The 17714-nt window shown below is 68.0% G+C and carries 18 protein-coding genes; 11 read left to right on the forward strand and 7 right to left on the reverse strand.

Annotation, left to right across the window (positions count from 1 at the left end; genetic code table 11):
* Window positions 1–94 precede the first annotated feature (94 nt).
* Entirely contained in the window at window positions 95–1300 is a 1206-nt protein-coding gene (locus tag ACEN9N_RS17655; protein ID WP_042674176.1) for a patatin-like phospholipase family protein, read from the forward strand.
* Between the two features lie 31 nt (window positions 1301–1331).
* On the opposite strand, the gene ACEN9N_RS17660 is transcribed toward ACEN9N_RS17655, so the two are convergent.
* The 4 genes from ACEN9N_RS17660 to ACEN9N_RS17675 all read right to left on the reverse strand — a co-directional run bounded on the left by ACEN9N_RS17660 (window position 1332) and on the right by ACEN9N_RS17675 (window position 4293).
* Window positions 1332–2012: a YceH family protein gene (locus ACEN9N_RS17660; RefSeq protein WP_495654169.1), complete on the reverse strand. Its 681-nt coding sequence runs from the start codon at window positions 2010–2012 to the stop codon at window positions 1332–1334.
* A gap of 48 nt (window positions 2013–2060) precedes the next feature.
* A complete protein-coding gene (locus ACEN9N_RS17665; protein WP_413315370.1) occupies window positions 2061–2759 on the reverse strand; it encodes a phosphodiester glycosidase family protein in 699 nt (232 codons plus the stop codon).
* Between the two features lie 28 nt (window positions 2760–2787).
* Entirely contained in the window at window positions 2788–3819 is a 1032-nt protein-coding gene (locus ACEN9N_RS17670; RefSeq protein ID WP_007837620.1) for an isocitrate/isopropylmalate dehydrogenase family protein, read from the reverse strand.
* Between the two features lie 114 nt (window positions 3820–3933).
* Entirely contained in the window at window positions 3934–4293 is a 360-nt protein-coding gene (locus ACEN9N_RS17675; RefSeq protein WP_413315372.1) for a DUF4180 domain-containing protein, read from the reverse strand.
* Between the two features lie 224 nt (window positions 4294–4517).
* Between ACEN9N_RS17675 and metG the strand changes: the two genes are divergently transcribed.
* Window positions 4518–6608, forward strand: coding sequence for a methionine--tRNA ligase (gene metG, locus ACEN9N_RS17680; RefSeq protein ID WP_495654170.1), 2091 nt, complete (start codon window positions 4518–4520; stop codon window positions 6606–6608).
* Between the two features lie 17 nt (window positions 6609–6625).
* The gene (locus ACEN9N_RS17685; RefSeq protein ID WP_495654171.1) at window positions 6626–6832 is read left to right on the forward strand and encodes a hypothetical protein; all 207 of its coding nucleotides are present in this window, start codon (window positions 6626–6628) and stop codon (window positions 6830–6832) included.
* Window positions 6833–6844: 12 nt separating this feature from the next.
* Here the strand turns inward: ACEN9N_RS17685 and ACEN9N_RS17690 are convergent, their stop codons facing one another.
* The gene (locus tag ACEN9N_RS17690) at window positions 6845–8557 is read right to left on the reverse strand and encodes an enoyl-CoA hydratase-related protein (protein WP_495654172.1); all 1713 of its coding nucleotides are present in this window, start codon (window positions 8555–8557) and stop codon (window positions 6845–6847) included.
* Between the two features lie 122 nt (window positions 8558–8679).
* On the opposite strand from ACEN9N_RS17690, the gene ACEN9N_RS17695 reads away from it, so the two are divergent.
* Window positions 8680–10359: a SulP family inorganic anion transporter gene (locus tag ACEN9N_RS17695; RefSeq protein ID WP_495654173.1), complete on the forward strand. Its 1680-nt coding sequence runs from the start codon at window positions 8680–8682 to the stop codon at window positions 10357–10359.
* Between the two features lie 3 nt (window positions 10360–10362).
* On the opposite strand, the gene ACEN9N_RS17700 is transcribed toward ACEN9N_RS17695, so the two are convergent.
* Window positions 10363–10836: an outer membrane protein assembly factor BamE gene (locus ACEN9N_RS17700; RefSeq protein WP_495654174.1), complete on the reverse strand. Its 474-nt coding sequence runs from the start codon at window positions 10834–10836 to the stop codon at window positions 10363–10365.
* 69 nt (window positions 10837–10905) lie between these two features.
* On the opposite strand from ACEN9N_RS17700, the gene ACEN9N_RS17705 reads away from it, so the two are divergent.
* The 7 genes from ACEN9N_RS17705 (at window position 10906) to ACEN9N_RS17735 (ending at window position 16477) form a co-directional block, all read left to right on the forward strand.
* Window positions 10906–11112, forward strand: a complete 207-nt coding sequence (locus tag ACEN9N_RS17705) for a DUF3460 family protein (RefSeq protein ID WP_007837597.1) — start codon at window positions 10906–10908, stop codon at window positions 11110–11112.
* Between the two features lie 76 nt (window positions 11113–11188).
* Window positions 11189–12025 (forward strand): segregation and condensation protein A, encoded by an 837-nt coding sequence (locus ACEN9N_RS17710; protein WP_007837595.1) that lies wholly within the window; start codon window positions 11189–11191, stop codon window positions 12023–12025.
* A 42-nt stretch (window positions 12026–12067) separates the two neighbouring features.
* Entirely contained in the window at window positions 12068–13612 is a 1545-nt protein-coding gene (gene nadB, locus ACEN9N_RS17715; protein WP_495656397.1) for an L-aspartate oxidase, read from the forward strand.
* Window positions 13613–13685: 73 nt separating this feature from the next.
* Entirely contained in the window at window positions 13686–14582 is an 897-nt protein-coding gene (panB, locus tag ACEN9N_RS17720; protein ID WP_007837592.1) for a 3-methyl-2-oxobutanoate hydroxymethyltransferase, read from the forward strand.
* 10 nt (window positions 14583–14592) lie between these two features.
* Window positions 14593–15435, forward strand: a complete 843-nt coding sequence (panC, locus tag ACEN9N_RS17725; protein WP_007837590.1) for a pantoate--beta-alanine ligase — start codon at window positions 14593–14595, stop codon at window positions 15433–15435.
* Window positions 15432–16070, forward strand: a complete 639-nt coding sequence (queE, locus tag ACEN9N_RS17730) for a 7-carboxy-7-deazaguanine synthase (RefSeq protein ID WP_413315378.1) — start codon at window positions 15432–15434, stop codon at window positions 16068–16070. The genes panC and queE overlap by 4 nt, the downstream gene beginning before the upstream one ends.
* Before the next feature lie 44 nt (window positions 16071–16114).
* Window positions 16115–16477 (forward strand): 6-carboxytetrahydropterin synthase, encoded by a 363-nt coding sequence (locus ACEN9N_RS17735; RefSeq protein WP_495654175.1) that lies wholly within the window; start codon window positions 16115–16117, stop codon window positions 16475–16477.
* A gap of 115 nt (window positions 16478–16592) precedes the next feature.
* On the opposite strand, the gene nadA is transcribed toward ACEN9N_RS17735, so the two are convergent.
* Window positions 16593–17708 (reverse strand): quinolinate synthase NadA, encoded by a 1116-nt coding sequence (gene nadA, locus ACEN9N_RS17740; RefSeq protein WP_495654176.1) that lies wholly within the window; start codon window positions 17706–17708, stop codon window positions 16593–16595.
* Between the last annotated feature and the right edge of the window lie 6 nt (window positions 17709–17714).

Raw genomic sequence — 17714 nt, forward strand, 5'->3', positions numbered from 1 at the left:
GCAACACCAGCGGCCCGGCAAAGCCGGTTCCGCGGTGTTCCGCAAGAAAACGGGGAATCCAGGTCTGCTTTCAATGGCTCATGGCAACGACAAAATGACAGAGACCAGTCCCGCCACCGGCCTCCTGCTCACCGGGGGCGGCGCCCGGGCCGCCTACCAGGTCGGCGTGCTCGAAGCCATTGCCGACATCCGCCGCGCGGCCGGACCGGCGGCCACCGGCACCGGCAATCCCTTCGACGTCATCACCGGCACCTCCGCCGGCGCCATCAACGCGGCCGCGCTGGCCTGCGGCGCCGACGACTTCGACCAGGTGGTGGCGAACATCGCCGAGGTCTGGAGCCGGTTCCGCGCCGAGCAGGTGTACCGCGCCGATTCGCTCTCGGTGATCGGCAGCGGCACGCGCTGGCGCATGCTGCTCGGGTTCGGGCGCTTCGCGGCCAACTGGATGCGCATCAAGCCGAAGTCGCTGCTCGACAACGCGCCGCTTGCCGAGCTTCTGCAGCGCATGGTGCCGCTCGAGCGGCTGCCGCAGCTCATGAAGGACGGCCACCTGCAGGCGCTGGCCGTGACCGCGTCGAGCTACAGCTCGGGCGAGCACGTCACCTTCTTCGAGGCTGCCGTGCCGATGGAGCCGTGGGTGCGGTCGCAGCGCCTGTCGGTGCGCGACCGCATCACGCATGCGCACCTGCTGGCATCGTCGGCCATTCCCTTCGTGTTTCCGGCCACGGCCCTGCCGATGCAAGGCCACATCGAGTACTTCGGCGACGGTTCGATGCGCCAGTCGGCGCCCATCGCGGCAGCGATCCACCTCGGCGCGCAGCGCATCGTGGTGATCGGCGCGGGCCGCATGCACGAGCCGCGCGACACCACGGCGCCCAACACCCACAGCGGCTATCCAACGATGGCGCAGATCGCGGGCCATGCGCTGTCGAGCATCTTTCTCGATGCGCTGGCAGTCGACATCGAGCGGCTGCGCCGCATCAACCACACGCTGGGGCTGGTTCCCGAAGAGGCGCGCGCGGCGAGCACGCTGCGCCCGCTCGACCTGCTGGTGATCTCGCCGTCGGAACGGCTCGACGTGATCGCGGCACGCCATGTCGATGCCCTGCCGGGCGCGGTGCGGCACCTGTTGGGCGGCTCGAAGGTGGCGGCCGACGTGAAGGGCGGCGCTCTGGCGAGCTACCTGCTGTTCGACTCGGCGTACACGCGCGACCTGATGGCGCTCGGACGCGCAGATGCGATGCGGCAGCGCGACGAAGTGCTCCGGTTCTTCGGGTGGGAGACGCTCGCCGCGACGTGAGCCCCGCTTCCCGGCCGTCGGGCGGGCGCGCTCAGCCCCCTTCGGAAATGCCCAGTTCGGAACACACCCGCCCCAGCAGCGCCCTCAGCGATGCCACCTCGGCTTCGAGCCGCGCCACATTGGCCTTCAGCGCCGCGACCTCGCCGAGCGACACATCGTGACCGACGTGCGATGCCTCGGACGCCGGCCCCGCCACCTCTTCCGCCGGCGCACCGCTCAGCAGATGCGCCCAGCGGCTTTCTCGCGCGCCGGGCAGCCGTGCCAGCTTCACCACCAGCGCACCGGCCGGACGCTGCGCCAGTTCGTCGAGGAAGCCTTCGACCGACGAGATGTCGGCGAAGTTGTGCATGCGGTCGCAGGCGATGCGCAGTTCGCCCGCCGTCTGCGGCCCGCGCAGCATCAGCACGGTGAGCAGGATGACCGACTGCGACGGAATGCGCAGCACGCGGTCGACGTTGTGCTCGTAGCGGAAGGCACGCCCGCCGCTGGTTTCGGCGACGAGGCTGTAGCCCTTCAGGCTGTCGATGGCGGCCTGCACCTGCGACTCGGTGAGTTCGAGCACCGGGTTGCGGCTGGTCTTCTGGTTGCAGCCCGACACCAGCGAATTGAGCGTGAGCGGGTAGCTGTCGGGCACGGTGCGCTGCTTTTCGGCGAGCACGCCGAGCACGCGGGTTTCGAGGAGGGACAGGACGGGCAGCGATGGGGTGGACATGGCTCGGGCAAGGATCGATGGTGAAAACGCGAAGGGCGGCAACCGCACTCAAGGCGACGCGATGCCGAGCATAGGCCCCAGCTCCCGCACGAAGTCGCTTCGGTGCAGCGCAGCCGAATGCAGGGCCGAGACCGTGCCGTCGAGGTACAGCGCATCGCGGCAGTGGAGCACGTCGCGAAAGTACAGCGCGAACTCGTGGAAATTCACCGGCTTTTCGCTGATGACGAAGATGGCCGTGTGGCCGATCACGCCGACGCCGTTGCGGATCTTGCGCGAATCGGAATGGGGAATGAAGGCGGGATGCACGACCCCATGGCGCAGCAGCAGCGGACCCGACTGCGTCGCGAGGCGCACGCCCTTGGCCAGCGCCGGATATTCCGACGACTCGACCACCCGCGGCCCCGCGTCCGAGACGAGAAACACACCGTTGGGCTTGAGGAAGAAGTTGCCCACGCCATCCGCCAGGTTGAGCGGTGCTTCTTCGCGGCCGTCACGTACAAGCAGGCCGACCGGGGAAAAGTCCTCGTGGTACATGCCGGCGTTCACCGCGAAGTCCAGTTGCCGGTGGCGCTCCTTCAGCCAGGCATCGAGCCGGTCGAAGCGCTTGAACGGCACGCCTGCGTCGTCGCGCAGGAACAGCTCGAGCCGCTCGGTGCGCAGGTCGACCTTCACCACGGTGAAGCGCGGGTCGGCCGCCGCGAGGCCTGCGAACAGCAGGGCCGCCAGGAGCAGCAGAAGCTTTCTCATGCAGCCCTGCGAGCCCTGCCTGCGCCGCTCAACCGCCGTTGATGCGGCTGACCAGCGCCTTGGTGAACGCCGCCGTGCCCGCCGTACCGCCCAGGTCGCCCGTGCGCACCTTGTCGATGTTCAGCGTCTCGTCGATGGCCTTGCGCAGGCGCGTGGCCAGCTCGGGCAGCTTCACGTGGTCGAGCATCAGCGCGGCGGCCAGCAGCAGCGCGGTCGGGTTGGCGATGCCCTTGCCGGCGATGTCGGGCGCGGAGCCGTGCACCGCCTCGAAGATCGCGGCGTCGGTGCCGATGTTGGCGCCGGGCGCCATGCCCAGGCCGCCGACCAGGCCCGCCACGAGGTCGGACAGGATGTCGCCGAACAGGTTGGTGGTGACCAGCATGTCGAACTGCCAGGGGTTGAGCACCAGCTTCATCGCGCAGGCGTCGATGATGACCGTGTCGAGCTCGAACCTGCCCTTGTATTTCTTCTCGTAGAGGTCGAGGCCGGTCTCCAGGAAGATACCGGTAAGCGCCTTCATGATGTTGGCCTTGTGCACGATCGTGACCTTCTTGCGGCCCGTTGCCACGGCGGTGTCGAAGGCGTACTCCAGCAGGCGGCGGCTGCCCTGGCGAGTGTTGATGCCGGTGGCCATGGCCACGGCGTGCGGGTCGCCGTCGATGGGCACGTAGTGCTCGTGGCCGATGTAGAGGCCTTCGAGGTTCTCGCGCACAACCACCAGGTCGATCTTGTCGAAGCGGCCGCCGGGAATGATGGTGCGCGCCGGGCGCAGGTTGGCATACAGCTGGAACTCTTCGCGCAGCCGCACGTTCGACGAGCGGTAGCCGCCGCCCGACGGCGTCTCCAGCGGGCCCTTCAGGGCGAGGCGGGTGCGGCGGATGCTGTCGAGCGTGGCTTGCGGCAGCGGATCGCCCGAGGCCTTGACGCCGCCCAGGCCGGCGATCTGGGTGTCCCAGGCGAAGGGGGCCTTCAGCGCGTCGAGCGCGGCCAACGTGGCGTCGACAATTTCGGGGCCGATGCCATCACCGGGGATGAGGGTTGCGGGAATGGGGGTGGTCATGGGAAGCGCCCTTGTGAGGTCAGGTGAGTGAGGAGTCGCGGCCAATGCGGCGCGAAGGCGGAAGAATAACGCCGGCCCCTTGCGCCGGCGAGGCGCCAGAATCGGCCGAAAGGGTCATTCGCGGGCCAGCCACGCAAGCGCCTCGTCACGCGAGGTGAAGAACCGGCAGAAGTGCCCGCGCCGGGCTTCCCGCAGGTATTCCTCGAAGCGTGCGCCGTGATCGGCGAGCGGCGACATCACCACCGCGGTTCGCAGCCGGTAGGTCTGCAGCTTCTGGAGGAACTCGCCCGCGAAACGCGTCCGAAGCTCGAAGAATGCGGGCGGGAGCGCGCCCACATCGAGCAGCAGGCGGTCGGTGTCGTGCGACATGCAGGCGCCCACCAGGTCCGTGGCCTCGCCCACGTTCTGCAGCGGCGACGTCCATTCGAGGACGACGAAGGGACCGATCTGGTGGCGGATGGCATTCAAGGGCATCAGGGGCCTCAGGGATTTCAGTGGCTTGGGGGCCATGGGGTGGACGGCCGGATTCTCGCGGGCGCCCAGTTCTGATCGATTTCCCTGGCGTCGCGGTGGTTGCAGGCGAATGGGGCGATGCTGCCACCAAACACCCGGCCGGACGCGGGGCGCACGCGCCCACCTAAAATGCCCGGTTCCCCGTCCGCCTCACCTCCGAGTCACTCCCGAAAGCGCCCTCCCCGATGTCCGCCCCGCGCAAGCTCTTCGTCACCACCGCCCTGCCGTATGCCAACGGCAAGTTCCACATCGGCCACATGATGGAGTACATCCAGGCCGACATCTGGGTGCGGAACCAGCGGATGAACGGCGCCGAGGTCAACTTCGTCTGTGCCGACGACGCCCACGGCGCGGCCATCACCATCGCGGCCGACAAGGCCGGCGTGACGCCGCAGGCCTTCGTGGCCGAGATCGCCGCGGGCCGCAAGCCCTACCTCGACGGCTACTTCATCTCGTTCGACAACTGGCACTCGACCGACGCGCCCGAGAACCACCAGCTCGCGCAGGACATCTACCGCGACCTGCGCGCCAACGGCCTCATCGAGACCAAGAGCGTGGAGCAGTTCTACGACCCCGAAAAGGGCATGTTCCTGGCCGACCGCTTCATCAAGGGCGAGTGCCCCAACTGCCATTCGAAGGACCAGTACGGCGACAACTGCGAGGTGTGCGGCGCCGTGTACGCGCCCACCGAGCTGATCAACCCCTACTCGGCACTGTCGGGCGCCAAGCCCGAGCTGCGCAGCTCCGATCACTTCTTCTTCAAGCTGTCGGACCCGCGCTGCGAGGCCTACCTGAAGGAATGGACTGCCGCTGCCGGCCACGTTCAGAGCGAGGTGCAGAACAAGATCCGCGAGTGGCTCTACAAGGACAACGAAGGCAAGGGCGGCCTCGGCGACTGGGACATCAGCCGCGACGCGCCCTACTTCGGCATCGAAATCCCCGATGCGCCGGGCAAGTACTTCTACGTATGGTTGGACGCGCCCGTGGGCTACCTGGCGTCGCTGAAGAACCTGCTCGACAAGCGCTGCATCGAGCTCGGCGGCGACGGCATCTCGTACACCGAGTACATGGCCGACCCAGAGCTCGAGCAGGTGCACTTCATCGGCAAGGACATCATTACCTTCCACACGCTGTTCTGGCCCGCGATGCTGCACTTCAGCGGCCGCAAGGCGCCCGATGCCGTGTACGTGCACGGCCACCTGACGGTGAGCGGCGAGAAGATGAGCAAGAGCCGCGGCACGGGCATCGACCCGCTGAAGTACCTGTCGATCGGGCTCGACCCCGAATGGCTGCGCTACTACATCGCGGCCAAGCTCAACGGCCGCAACGAGGACATCGACTTCAACCCCGAGGATTTCGTCGCGCGCGTCAACAGCGACCTCGTGGGCAAGTACATCAACATCGCGAGCCGCGCGGCCGGCTTCATCGGCAAGCGCTTCGGCGGCCAGCTGGGCGAGGTGTCGGCCGACGGCGACGCGCTGCTGTTCGCGCTGCGCGATGCGGCGCCGCAGCTGCATTCGCTGTACGACGGCCGCGACTACGCCCGCGCGCTGCGCGAGGTGATGGCGCTGGCCGACAAGGTGAACGAGTACGTCGACCAGAACAAGCCCTGGGAGCTGGCCAAGAAGGAAGGCGCCGAGGCACGGCTGCACGACGTGTGCACGGTCTGCATCGAAGCCTTCCGCCTGCTCACGCTGTACCTGAAGCCGGTGCTGCCGGCGCTGGCCGTGAACGTCGAAGCCTTCCTGAAGATCTCGCCGCTGGCCTGGGCGGATGCCGCGCAGTCGCTGGCGGCGGGCCACGCCATCGGCGAGTACAAGCACCTGATGCAGCGTGCCGACGCCAAGGTGGTCGACAAGCTGTTCGACGCGCCCGAACCCGCACCGGCCGCCGCCTCCTCGGAAGGCGCACTGCCGGGCGGTGAAGCCATCGCGCCCACCATCACCATCGACGACTTCGCCAAGATCGACCTGCGCATCGCGAAGATCGTCGCCTGCGAGAAGGTCGAGGGCTCGACCAAGCTGCTGCGCCTGACGCTCGACGCGGGCGAGGGAAAGACGCGCAACGTGTTCAGCGGCATTGCTTCCGCCTATCAGCCCGAGCAGCTCGTGGGCAAGCTCACCGTGCTGGTCGCCAACCTGGCACCGCGCAAGATGAAGTTCGGCATCAGCGAAGGCATGGTGCTGGCCGCCAGCCACGGCGACGAGAAGGCCCATCCGGGCATCCATGTGCTGGAACCGTGGCCGGGCGCAACGCCGGGCATGCGGGTTCGCTGATCGCAAGGGACATCGCCATGGCCACGCTGCTGCATCGCGCCCTTCTGCTGCTCTCGCTTTCCGCCCTGTTGAGCGGCTGCGCCGTGGTGTCGGTGGCGAGCACCGCAGTGAGCGTGGGCGCCGACGCGGTGGGCCGCGCCGCCGACGCGGCCATCGGCACCGCGCGCATCACCGGCAAGGCCGTGGGCGCGGCGGCCGATGCGGTGATTCCCGACAGCGAGTAGGCGGCAACTCAGTCAGTCCGCCAGGCCCAGCCGGGCCAGGTGGGGCGGCGTGCGCGGCGCCTTTTCCTTGCGCACGAAGGCTGACCTCAGCCCCGCATGCGGCTCGCGGGCATCGAAGAAATTGCGGCGCATGTGCGTCAGCTCTTCGTCGCGGTACTTCTGCAGCGGCTTCACCGACTCGTCCTGCGCGCGAACCGCCTTCTTCTGCGCGATGCGCTCGGCCAGAACCGGCGAGGCGGCCAGCTGCGCCGCCATGCGGACCACCTCGTCGCCCAGCTCCTCCGGCGCGGCCTGCAGCACGCGCTGCGCCATGCCGAGCTCGACCGCGCGCTTCGCGCTCACCGGCAGCGCCGACTGCGTGAGCCGCTGCGCCTCGCTCTCGCCCACGCGGCGCGGCAGGATGTAGGTCCAGTATTCGGAGCCATGGAGGCCCATCAGCTTGTAGTGCGGATTGAGCACGGCGCCATCGCGGCACCACACCTCGTCGGCCGCCAGCGCGAACATCACGCCACCGGCCGCCGCATTGCCGCCTAGCGCGGACACGGTGAGCCTGTCGGTGGTGGTCAGCACCGCTTCGACCAAATCGTTCATCGCGTGGATGTTGGCCCACGACTCTTCGGCAGGATCGTCGGCCGCCTCGATCACGTTGAGATGGATGCCGTTGGAGAAGAAGTCGCGCAGCCCGCCCAGCACCAGCACCGAGGTCGGCCGGGTCAGCGCGAAGCGGTAGGCCTCCAACAGCCGCCGGCAATGCACGGTGCTCATCGCGCCACCGGCAAACGAGAAATTCAGCATACCGACCGTACCGTGCTCGCTGTAGCGGATGTCGGACCAGGTGCGGCGCGCGGCCGGCAACTGCAGCGGCGCCGGCACCTCGGGCACTTCCGCAGGCAGCAGGTCTCCGAGCGCCTGCACGGCCGGCAGCTTGAAGCTGGGCAGCCGCGAGCCCGGCTCGCGCCAGGGCCGCAGTTGCGCGATCCACACAGCGCCGTCGACGGTGGCGCGGCAGATGGCCCCGGCGCGGGTGGCGATCAGCTCGCCGGGCCTGCCGCGCAGCTCGCCCTCGGGATGGCCGCCGTGCAGATACCACTGCACGCCCAGCAGTTCGTCGAGCACGCCGGGCTGCGAATCGGCCGCGCGCAGCTGGCGCAGCACCACTTCGGTCGGATCGGCCGCCCAGTCGATGCGGCGCTGCGCCTGCTTCATGAAGGGCCGCCAACCGGCGGACAGGGCGGCGGCCTTCTGCTTCCGGGGCTTGTACTTGCCGGAGGCAAAGCGCTCCACCGCGAGCAACACCGCGTCGAGCGCGGCATCGGCGACCTCGCCACGGTAGAAGTCGCTCTTGCCGGCCAGCGGCGGCACCTTGAGCGGCGACCAGGCCCAGACATCGCCCGCGTCCATCTCGGCCACGGCTTCGAGCACGGTGACACCCCAGCTTTGCGCGCCGTCCTGCAGCGTCCAGTCGAGCGACGAGGGGCCCCGGTCGCCCGGCGGCCCGGGATGCACGATCAGGCAGGTGTGGCCGGTCCAGACATCCTCGGGGATCGCGGTGGTCAGCATCGGCGCCACGATGAGCTGCGGCGAATGATCCCGCACGGCTTCGCGCAAGGCATCGTCATTGCCGAGGGCCAGCGCCACTCCCACGGTATGGCCACGATCCTGGAGTTCGGCAAGAACCCGTTGCGTCAGGCTGTTGAACGCGCTTGCGACAAGCAGAATGTGCATCGAGGGCCTCGGTAATGTCGGCGACGAAATGTCAATGAATGTCAAAAATGTATCTGCATCTTTCTCATTGGATAAGTTGATCGAAAGTTCGCATGGGGCCAGCAGTCCACAATGGGCATCCCATGCAATCCCCGCTGAACCTCACCCGTTTCCGCCCCCGCCTGATGGACTCGCTCGCGGGGTACAACCGCGAGCGCTTCTTCAAGGACCTGGGCGCGGGCGCCACGGTCGGCATCGTGGCGCTGCCGCTGGCCATGGCCTTCGCCATCGCCTCGGGGCTGAAGCCCGAAGCCGGCATCTGGACGGCGATCATCGCGGGCTTCCTGATCTCGCTGCTGGGCGGCTCGGCGGTGCAGATCGGCGGGCCGGCGGGGGCGTTCATCGTGATCGTCTACGGCATCGTCGAGCGCTACGGCGTGGCGAACCTGCTGATCTCGACCGCCTGCGCAGGCGTGCTGTTGTTCATGGCGGGGCTGTTCGGGCTCGGGCGGCTGGTGCGCTTCGTGCCGCTGTCGATCGTGGTGGGCTTCACCAACGGCATCGCGGTGCTGATCCTGCTGTCGCAGCTGAAGGACCTGCTCGGGCTGACAGTGGCGAAGATGCCGGCCGACGTGTTCTCCCAGCTGCACGCGATGGCGCTGCAGATCGGCACCTTCAATCCCTATGCCTTCGCGCTCGGCATCGCCTGCGTGGCCGGGCTGGCGCTGTGGCCGCTGCTGCTGAGCGGCGACTCGAAGGTGGGTACCGCGGTACTGCGCGTCGCGGGCCGGGTGGCGCGCACGCGCGCCGTGCAGGTGGGTGCACGCATGCCAGGGCCCATCGTGGCGCTGGTCACGCTGACGCTGGTGTCATGGGGCTTCGCGCTGCCGGTGGAAACCATCGGCACGCGCTTCGGCGGCATTCCCGAAGGCGTGCCGGGCTTCGCATTGCCCAACTTCTCGTGGGAAACGGTGAAGCAGCTCGTGACGCCCACGCTCACCATCGCGCTGCTCGGCGCCATCGAGTCGCTGCTGTGCGCACGCGTGTCGGACCAGCTCAGCGGCCAGCCGCGCCACGACCCCAACCAGGAGCTGATGGCGCAGGGCATTGCGAACGTCGTCACGCCCTTCTTCGGCGGCATGCCGGCCACCGGCACCATCGCGCGCACCGTGACGAACATCCGCTCGGGCGGCACCTCGCCGATCGCGGGCATCGTGCATGCGATCACGCTGCTCGTCGTGGTGCTGCTGGCCGCGCCGCTGGCGCGCCACGTGCCGCTCGCGGTGCTGGCAGGCATCCTGGTGTTCGTGGGACTGAACATGGGCGAATGGCGTGAGTTCACGCCCACCCAGCTGCGGCATTTCAGCCGGCACTACCGGCTGCTGATGCTCGGCACCTTCTTTCTCACCGTGGTGTTCGACCTGACGGTGGCGGTGCAGGCAGGCATCGTGCTGGCCTGCGCGCTCTTCATCCGGCGCATGAGCGGGCTGTTCGGCGTCGAGCTGGTGACGCTGCAGCCGCCGGTGATCACCTACCGCCTCTACGGCGCGATGTTCTTCGGTGCAGCCGCGAAGCTCGACGAGGCGGTGAACGCCGCCGAGCGCGCGCCGCGTGGCATGACGCTGGTGCTGGACGCCACGCACCTGATCTACATCGATGCCACGGGCGTCGATGCGCTGCGGCAGCTGCACCGTGCGGTGCTGGCGCGCGACGGACAGTTGCGCATCGAGTCGCTGCAGCCGCAGCCGCTCGAGGTGCTGGAGCGCTCGGGTTTCGCCGAGGAACTGACGACCAGCCGGCCCGGCGCGGGCCACGGCGCCTGAACGCTACGGCGCCTCGGTGCCGCGGTCGGGCGAGGAGCCGCTGCGCACCACGCGCTGGTCGTCGTTCAGCGTGGCAGTGAAGACCATGGCCGAGTTCGGCGGCTGCACCCAGCGCCATTCCCATTCGGTCTCGCGCTTGAGCGCATAGGGCGTGACCTTGGCGGGCTTGCCGAGCAGCTTGCGCAGGTCTTCCATCATCATCCCGGGCTGCACCTTGGCGAAGTTCTGTGGCGTGAGCACCTGGCGCAGCGCACTCATCTTGCCGTCGGCGCCGATGGTGATCATGTAGTTCTTCTGGCCCTGCGGCTGGCGGTTGTATTCGAGGACGCGGCCGTTCGGCGCGTCCCAGATGTTCTCGGGCTCGCCGAACCGGGCCCGCACGTCGGCCTCGGTGGAGACGCCCTCTTCGAGCTCGCTGATGTTCTTCGGGTCGCATGCCGCGAGCCCGATGACCGCCGCCAGAAACCCTGTTGCCATGCCGATCCGCCACCCTTGCCGTTGCTTCATGCCGTCCCCGGTAAAATTCGCGCCATAAAGGTCCAGTCTATGTCCATCTTCCGCCGCCCCCACTACACCTCCGAGATCACGAACTTCATCGAGGAGATGAAGGAAAAGAAGCCGACGCTGGAGGCCGAACAGCGCGCCGGCCGCGCCCTTCTCTGGGACAAGCACCTCGACCGCGGCCTGCTCGAGGAGTACAGCGAAGCCCGCGTGCCGATGCAGCCCTACGTCTACCAGACGCAATCCAAGTAATCTTCTTGATGCCGAATTGGCAGCAAATGCCCGTCCGCATTGCGTCGGTCGCTATTAAAACAATAGTGACCAGCCGATGAGCGAAGACGAGGACAACGGCACGCTGGTGGTCGCCATGCCCGACGTGGTCGACCAGGTCGCGCTCGCGAGGCTCTATGGCGAGCCGCTGTTCGCGATGCCGAAGGACCTGTACATCCCGCCCGAGGCGTTGCAGGTGTTCCTGGAGGCCTTCGAAGGCCCGCTGGACTTGCTGCTCTACCTGATCCGCAAGCAGAACTTCAACATCCTCGACATCCCGATGGCGGGGCTCACGCGCCAGTACCTGAGCTACGTCGACGAGATCCGCCAGACGAACCTCGAACTCGCGGCCGAGTATCTGCTGATGGCCGCGATGCTGATCGAGATCAAGTCGCGCATGCTGCTGCCGCCCAAGAAGGTGGCCGACGGCGAGGAGGCCGAAGACCCGCGCGCCGAACTCGTGCGCCGCCTGCTCGAGTACGAACAGACCAAGCTGCAGGCCGCCGCCATCAGCGCCATGCCGACCTACGGCCGCGACTTCTGGAAGGCACAGGTCTACATCGAACAATCGCTGAAGCCGCGCTTCCCCGACGTGGACGTGGTCGAGCTGCGCGACGCCTGGGCCGACATCATGAAGCGCGCCAAGCTCGTGCAGCACCACAAGATCTCGCGCGAAGAGCTCAACGTGCGCGAGCACATGAGCATCGTGCTGCGCCACCTGCAGGGGCAGCGCTTCGTGGAGTTCGAGAAGCTGTTCGACGTGTCGCGCGGCACGCCGGTGCTGATCGTCACCTTCATCGCGATGCTCGAGCTCGCGAAGGAGACGCTGATCGACATCACGCAGGCGGAAGCCTTCGCCCCCATCTACGTCAGATTGGCCTATTCGCCAGCCTGACCCAACCGGTCCCTATACCCAGTGACCCCAGTGACTTCCGCCGTGCGCGATTTCGACGTCCTCATCGTCGGCAGCGGCCTTGCCGGCCTCTCGGCCGCGCTGCACCTGGCCCCCACGCATCGCGTGGCCGTGCTGACCAAGCGCGCGCTGAACGACGGCTCCAGCGCCTGGGCGCAGGGCGGCATCGCGGCCGTGCTGGCGGCCAGCGACACCTTCGACGCGCACATCGAAGACACGCTGGTGGCCGGCGCCGGCCTGTGCGATCCCGGGGCTACGCGCTTCGTGGTCGAGCATGCGCCCGAGGCCATCGGCTGGCTGCGCGAACTCGGCGTGCCGTTCTCGGAAGAAGGCGGCGACCTGCACCTGACGCGCGAAGGCGGCCACAGCCAGCGCCGCATCGTGCACGTGACCGACGCCACCGGCGCGGCCGTGCAGCAGGTGCTGATCGAGCGCGTGCGCCGCACGCCCAACATCACGCTGTTCGAGCACCACACGCTGGTCGACCTCGTCACCGGCACCAAGCTCGGCCTGGACGATCCGTCGTGCCAGGGGCTGTACGCGCTGGACGACGAAGCCGACGAGGTGCTGGCCTTCCGCGCGCCGCACACCATCCTGGCCACGGGCGGCGCGGGCAAGGTGTACCTGTACACCACCAACCCCGACACCGCCACCGGCGACGGCATTGCCGCCGCGTGGCGCGCGGGCTGCCGGGTGTCGAACATGGAGTTCATCCAGTTCCACCCGACCTGCCTGTACCACCCGCACGCCAAATCCTTCCTGATAAGCGAGGCGGTGCGCGGCGAAGGCGGGCTGCTCAAGCTGCCCGATGGCACGCGCTTCATGCCGAAGCACGATGAGCGCGCCGAACTCGCGCCGCGCGACGTGGTGGCCCGCGCCATCGACTTCGAGATGAAGAAGCACGGCCTGGACTGCGTTTACCTCGACATCTCGCACCAGCCAGCCGCCTTCCTCAAGGAACACTTCCCCAACATCCTGGCGCGCTGCCTGGAGCTGGGCATCGACATCACGCGCGAGCCCATACCCGTAGTGCCGGCTGCGCACTACACCTGCGGCGGCGTGCTCAGCGACCTGAGCGGGCGCACCGACGTCCCGGGTCTCTACGCCATCGGCGAGACCGCCTGCACCGGCCTGCACGGCGCCAACCGCCTCGCGAGCAACTCGCTGGTCGAGTGCATGGTGTTCGCGCGCGCGCCGCGCGAACGAGCCGAGCTGCCCGCCTGGGACGAGAGCCGCGTCACCGATGCCGACGAAGCCGTGGTCATCTCGCACAACTGGGACGAGCTGCGCCGCTTCATGTGGGACTACGTCGGCATCGTGCGCACCAACAAGCGCCTGGAGCGCGCGAGCCACCGCATCGCGCTGCTGCAGGCCGAGATCCAGGAGTTCTACGCGAACTTCCACGTCACGCGCGACCTGCTCGAACTGCGCAACCTGGTGCAGGTGGCCGAGCTGATCGTGCGCTCCGCGCAGGCCCGCCACGAGAGCCGGGGCCTGCATTTCAGCCGCGACTACCCCTCGCTCGCCGAGCCCACCGCGCCCACGGTGCTGGTGCCGCCGGCCGACTGACCGACCCACCGCTTCGTTGTCTTCTTCACTCAAGGATGCCCGGCCACCGACGCCCGCAGGGAGAAACCCAACCATGTCGAACACCACACCCCCCGCACCCGAGACACCACCGTCCTCGCCCTACGGCACGCTGCCACCAGCCTCCCCGCTCGCCTCGCGCAAGCCCGTGAGCCTGCCGCGCCTGGCCGACATGCATGCGCGCGGCGAGAAGATCGCGATGCTCACTGCCTATGACGCCACCTTCGCAGCGATGGCCGACGCCGCGGGCATCGACTGCCTGCTGGTCGGCGATTCGCTCGGCATGGTCTGCCAGGGCCTGAGCAGCACGGTGGGCGTGAGCCTGGACACCATGCGCTATCACACCGACAGCGTCTCGCGCGGCCTGCGCCGCGTGCAGGGCACGGCCTGGCTGATTGCCGACCTGCCCTTCGGCAGCTACCAGGAGTCGCGCGAACAGGCGCTGCGCAGCGCCACGGTGCTGATGCAGGCCGGCGCGCACATGGTCAAGCTGGAAGGCGGCGGCTGGACGACCGAGACTGTGCGCTTCCTGGTCGAGCGCGGCATCCCGGTGTGCGCGCACCTCGGCCTGACGCCGCAGACGGTGCATGCGCTGGGTGGCTACCGCGTGCAGGGCAAGGGCGACGCCGCCGGCGCACTGCTGAAGCAGCAGGCCCATGCGCTGCAGGACGCGGGCGCCGCGATGCTGGTGCTGGAGATGGTGCCGGCCGCGCTGGCCGCCGAACTCACGGCCGGGCTGCAGCACTGCGCCACCATCGGCATCGGCGCCGGCAAGGCCACCGCCGGCCAGGTGCTGGTGTTGCACGACATGCTGGGCATCAACCTCGGCAAGATGCCGAAGTTCGTGCGCAACTTCATGGCCGATGCGCCAGGCGTGCTGCCCGCGCTCAAGGCCTACGTGCAGGCCGTCAAGGACGGCAGCTTCCCCGACGACCGACTCCACGCCTGGTAAGGAACCGCTCATGTACATCGCACACACCATCGCCGAACTGCGCGACCACCTCGCCGCCTTCAAGCGCCCCGCCTTCGTTCCCACCATGGGCAACCTGCACGACGGCCACCTGGCCCTGGTGAAGCAGGCGAAACCGCTGGGCGACGTGACGGTGGCGAGCATCTTCGTGAACCGCCTGCAGTTCCTGCCGCACGAAGACTTCGACACCTACCCGCGCACCTGGGACAGCGACTGCGAGAAGCTGCGCGCCGCCGGCTGCGACGTGCTGTTCGCGCCCGACGAAAAGGCGCTCTACCCCGAACCGCAGACCTGCAAGGTGCACCCCGACCCTGCCCTGGCCGACATCCTCGAAGGGCACTTTCGCCCCGGCTTCTTCATCGGCGTGTGCACGGTGGTGATGAAGCTCTTTCAGTGCGTGCAGCCGCGCGTGGCGGTGTTCGGCAAGAAGGACTACCAGCAGCTGATGATGATCCGCCACATGGTGCGGCAGTTCGCGCTGCCCATCGAGATCGTGGGCGGCGAGACATTCCGCGCAGATGACGGGCTCGCACTGTCGTCGCGCAACGGCTACCTGAGCATGGACGAGCGCGCGGAAGCGGTTCAGCTGTCGAAGGCGCTGAAGGCCATGGCCGAGGCGGTGCGATCAGGCGAACGCGACCTTGCCGCGATCGAAGCGCGGGCCATGCAAACGCTCACGCAGCGCGGCTGGCAGCCGGACTACCTGGTGCTGCGGCGCCGCGCCGACCTGCAAGCACCTGCCGTCGGCGAACCGCTCGTGGCGCTGGCCGCCGCGCGCCTGGGCACCACGCGGCTGATCGACAACCTGGAGATCGAAGCTCCCTCCGCCTTATGACTTACAGCGTCAAGGAAATCTTCTACACCCTGCAAGGCGAAGGCGGCCAGGCCGGCATGCCGGCCGTGTTCTGCCGCTTTGCGGGCTGCAATCTCTGGACCGGCCGCGAGGAAGATCGAGCCTCGGCCATCTGCCGTTTCTGCGACACCGACTTCGTTGGCACCGACGGCACGCTGGGCGGCAAGTTCAAGAATGCCGGGCAGCTCGCTGACACCATCGCCGCGCAATGGCCGGCAAACGACGCCGAGCATCGCCTCGTGGTGCTGACCGGCGGCGAGCCGCTGCTGCAGGTCGATACGGCGCTGGTCGACGCGCTGCACGCGCGGCGCTTCCGCATCGCAGTCGAGAGCAACGGCACGGTCGAGGCGCCCGAGGGCATCGACTGGCTGTGCATCAGCCCCAAGGCCGGCGCGCCGTGGGTGCAGCAGCGCGGCCAGGAGCTGAAGCTGGTATGGCCGCAGACCGACTTCGACCTAGACACGATGGCGCGCACGGGCGAGTTCACGCACCGTTTCCTGCAGCCGATGGACGGGCCCGACCGGATCGCGAACACCGAGCTTTGCATTGCCGAATGCATGAAGCAGCCCGTGTGGCGGCTCAGCGTTCAGACGCACAAGATCACTGGCATCCGCTGAGACGGCGGCACTTTTTCCCTTTCAGAGTTTCTTTTTTCTTGACGATGCGCTTCACCATCAGCCAACGCTTTTTCTTCGACGCCGCCCACACGCTGAAGCGCGAGATCGAAATCGAAGGCAGCCGCCGTATCCACGGCCACACGTACCACGCGGAGGTCTGGCTCGCGGGCGAACGCGATCCGGTGACGGGGATGGTGATCGACCTGGGGTTGCTGCGCCGGCGGCTGGAAGAGGTGCGCGAGCTGCTGGACCATCACCTGCTGGACGACGTGCCGGGGCTGCATCCGCCGACGCTGGAGAACCTGTGCGTGTTCATCGCGGATGCGCTGCCGGACTTGCGGCCGTCGATGGCGCGGGTGAAGGTGTGGCGGGAGGCGATGGGCGATTCCTGCACCGTGGATTTCTAGGTTTTTCTCCCTCCCCCGCTGGGGGAGGGCGGGGGTGGGGGCAAGCGGCATACCCAGGAAGCGCTCTGCTGCCCCCATCCCACCTTCCCCCAGAGGGGGAAGGTGCAAGACGGGATCAGGCAGCGCCGATGCCGGCAACCAAGCTGCCCGGCGCCTGCCCGTTCTTCAGCCCGGCCGTAAACGCCAGCATGCGGTCGATCGGCACACGCGCCCGCAGCCCCAATGCCGGATCGACGTGGATCTCGCCCGCACCCGTCTCCAGCGCATTCGCCAGCTCCATCAACCCATTCATCGCCATCCACGGGCAATGCGCGCAACTCTTGCAGGTGCCGCCGTTGCCGGCGGTTGGCGCCTCGATGAAGGTCTTGCCGGGGTTCAGCGTGCGCAGTTTGTGCAGCATGCCGGTGTCCGTGGCGACGATGAATTCGCTGGCGTCCATGCGCTGCGCGGCATTCAGGATGGCCGAGGTGGAACCCACCGCATCCGCCAGCGCGATCACGTCCGACGGCGATTCCGGGTGCACCAGCACCTTCGCCTTCGGGTGCTCTTTCATGAGCAGTTCGAGCTCCAGCGCCTTGAATTCGTCATGCACGATGCAGGCGCCGTTCCAGCTGACCATGTCCGCACCGGTCTGGCGCTGGATGTAGTCGCCCAGGTGGCGGTCGGGGCCCCAGAGAATCTTCTGGCCCGCCGCGTGCAGGGCACCCACCACGTCGAGCGCGCAGCTCGACGTGACGAGCCAGTCGGCGCGCGCCTTCACGGCGGCGCTGGTGTTGGCGTAGACGACCACGGTGCGGTCGGGGTGCTGGTCGCAGAAGGCACTGAATTCGTCGACCGGGCAGCCCAGGTCGAGCGAGCAGTTCGCGTCGAGGTCGGGCATCAGCACGCGCTTTTCGGGCGACAGGATCTTCGAAGTCTCGCCCATGAAGCGCACGCCCGACACCACCAGCGTCTGCGCGGCATGGTCGCGGCCGAAGCGCGCCATCTCGAGCGAATCGCTCACGATGCCGCCGGTTTCCTCGGCCAGGTCCTGCAGGTCGGGGTGCACATAGAAGTGCGACACCATCACGGCATTGCGCTCACGCAGCAGGCGGCGGATGCGCTCCTTCAGCGCGGTGCGTTCATCGGGCGAAGGCTCGGGGGGCACGCGGGCCCAGGCGTGGCGCGTGTCGCAGGCTGAACCTTTCAGCGCGGGCTGTTCGTAGTCGATGTCGATGACCGGAGACGACATGGGCGG

It is taken from the genome of Variovorax sp. Varisp46, from assembly GCF_059491885.1.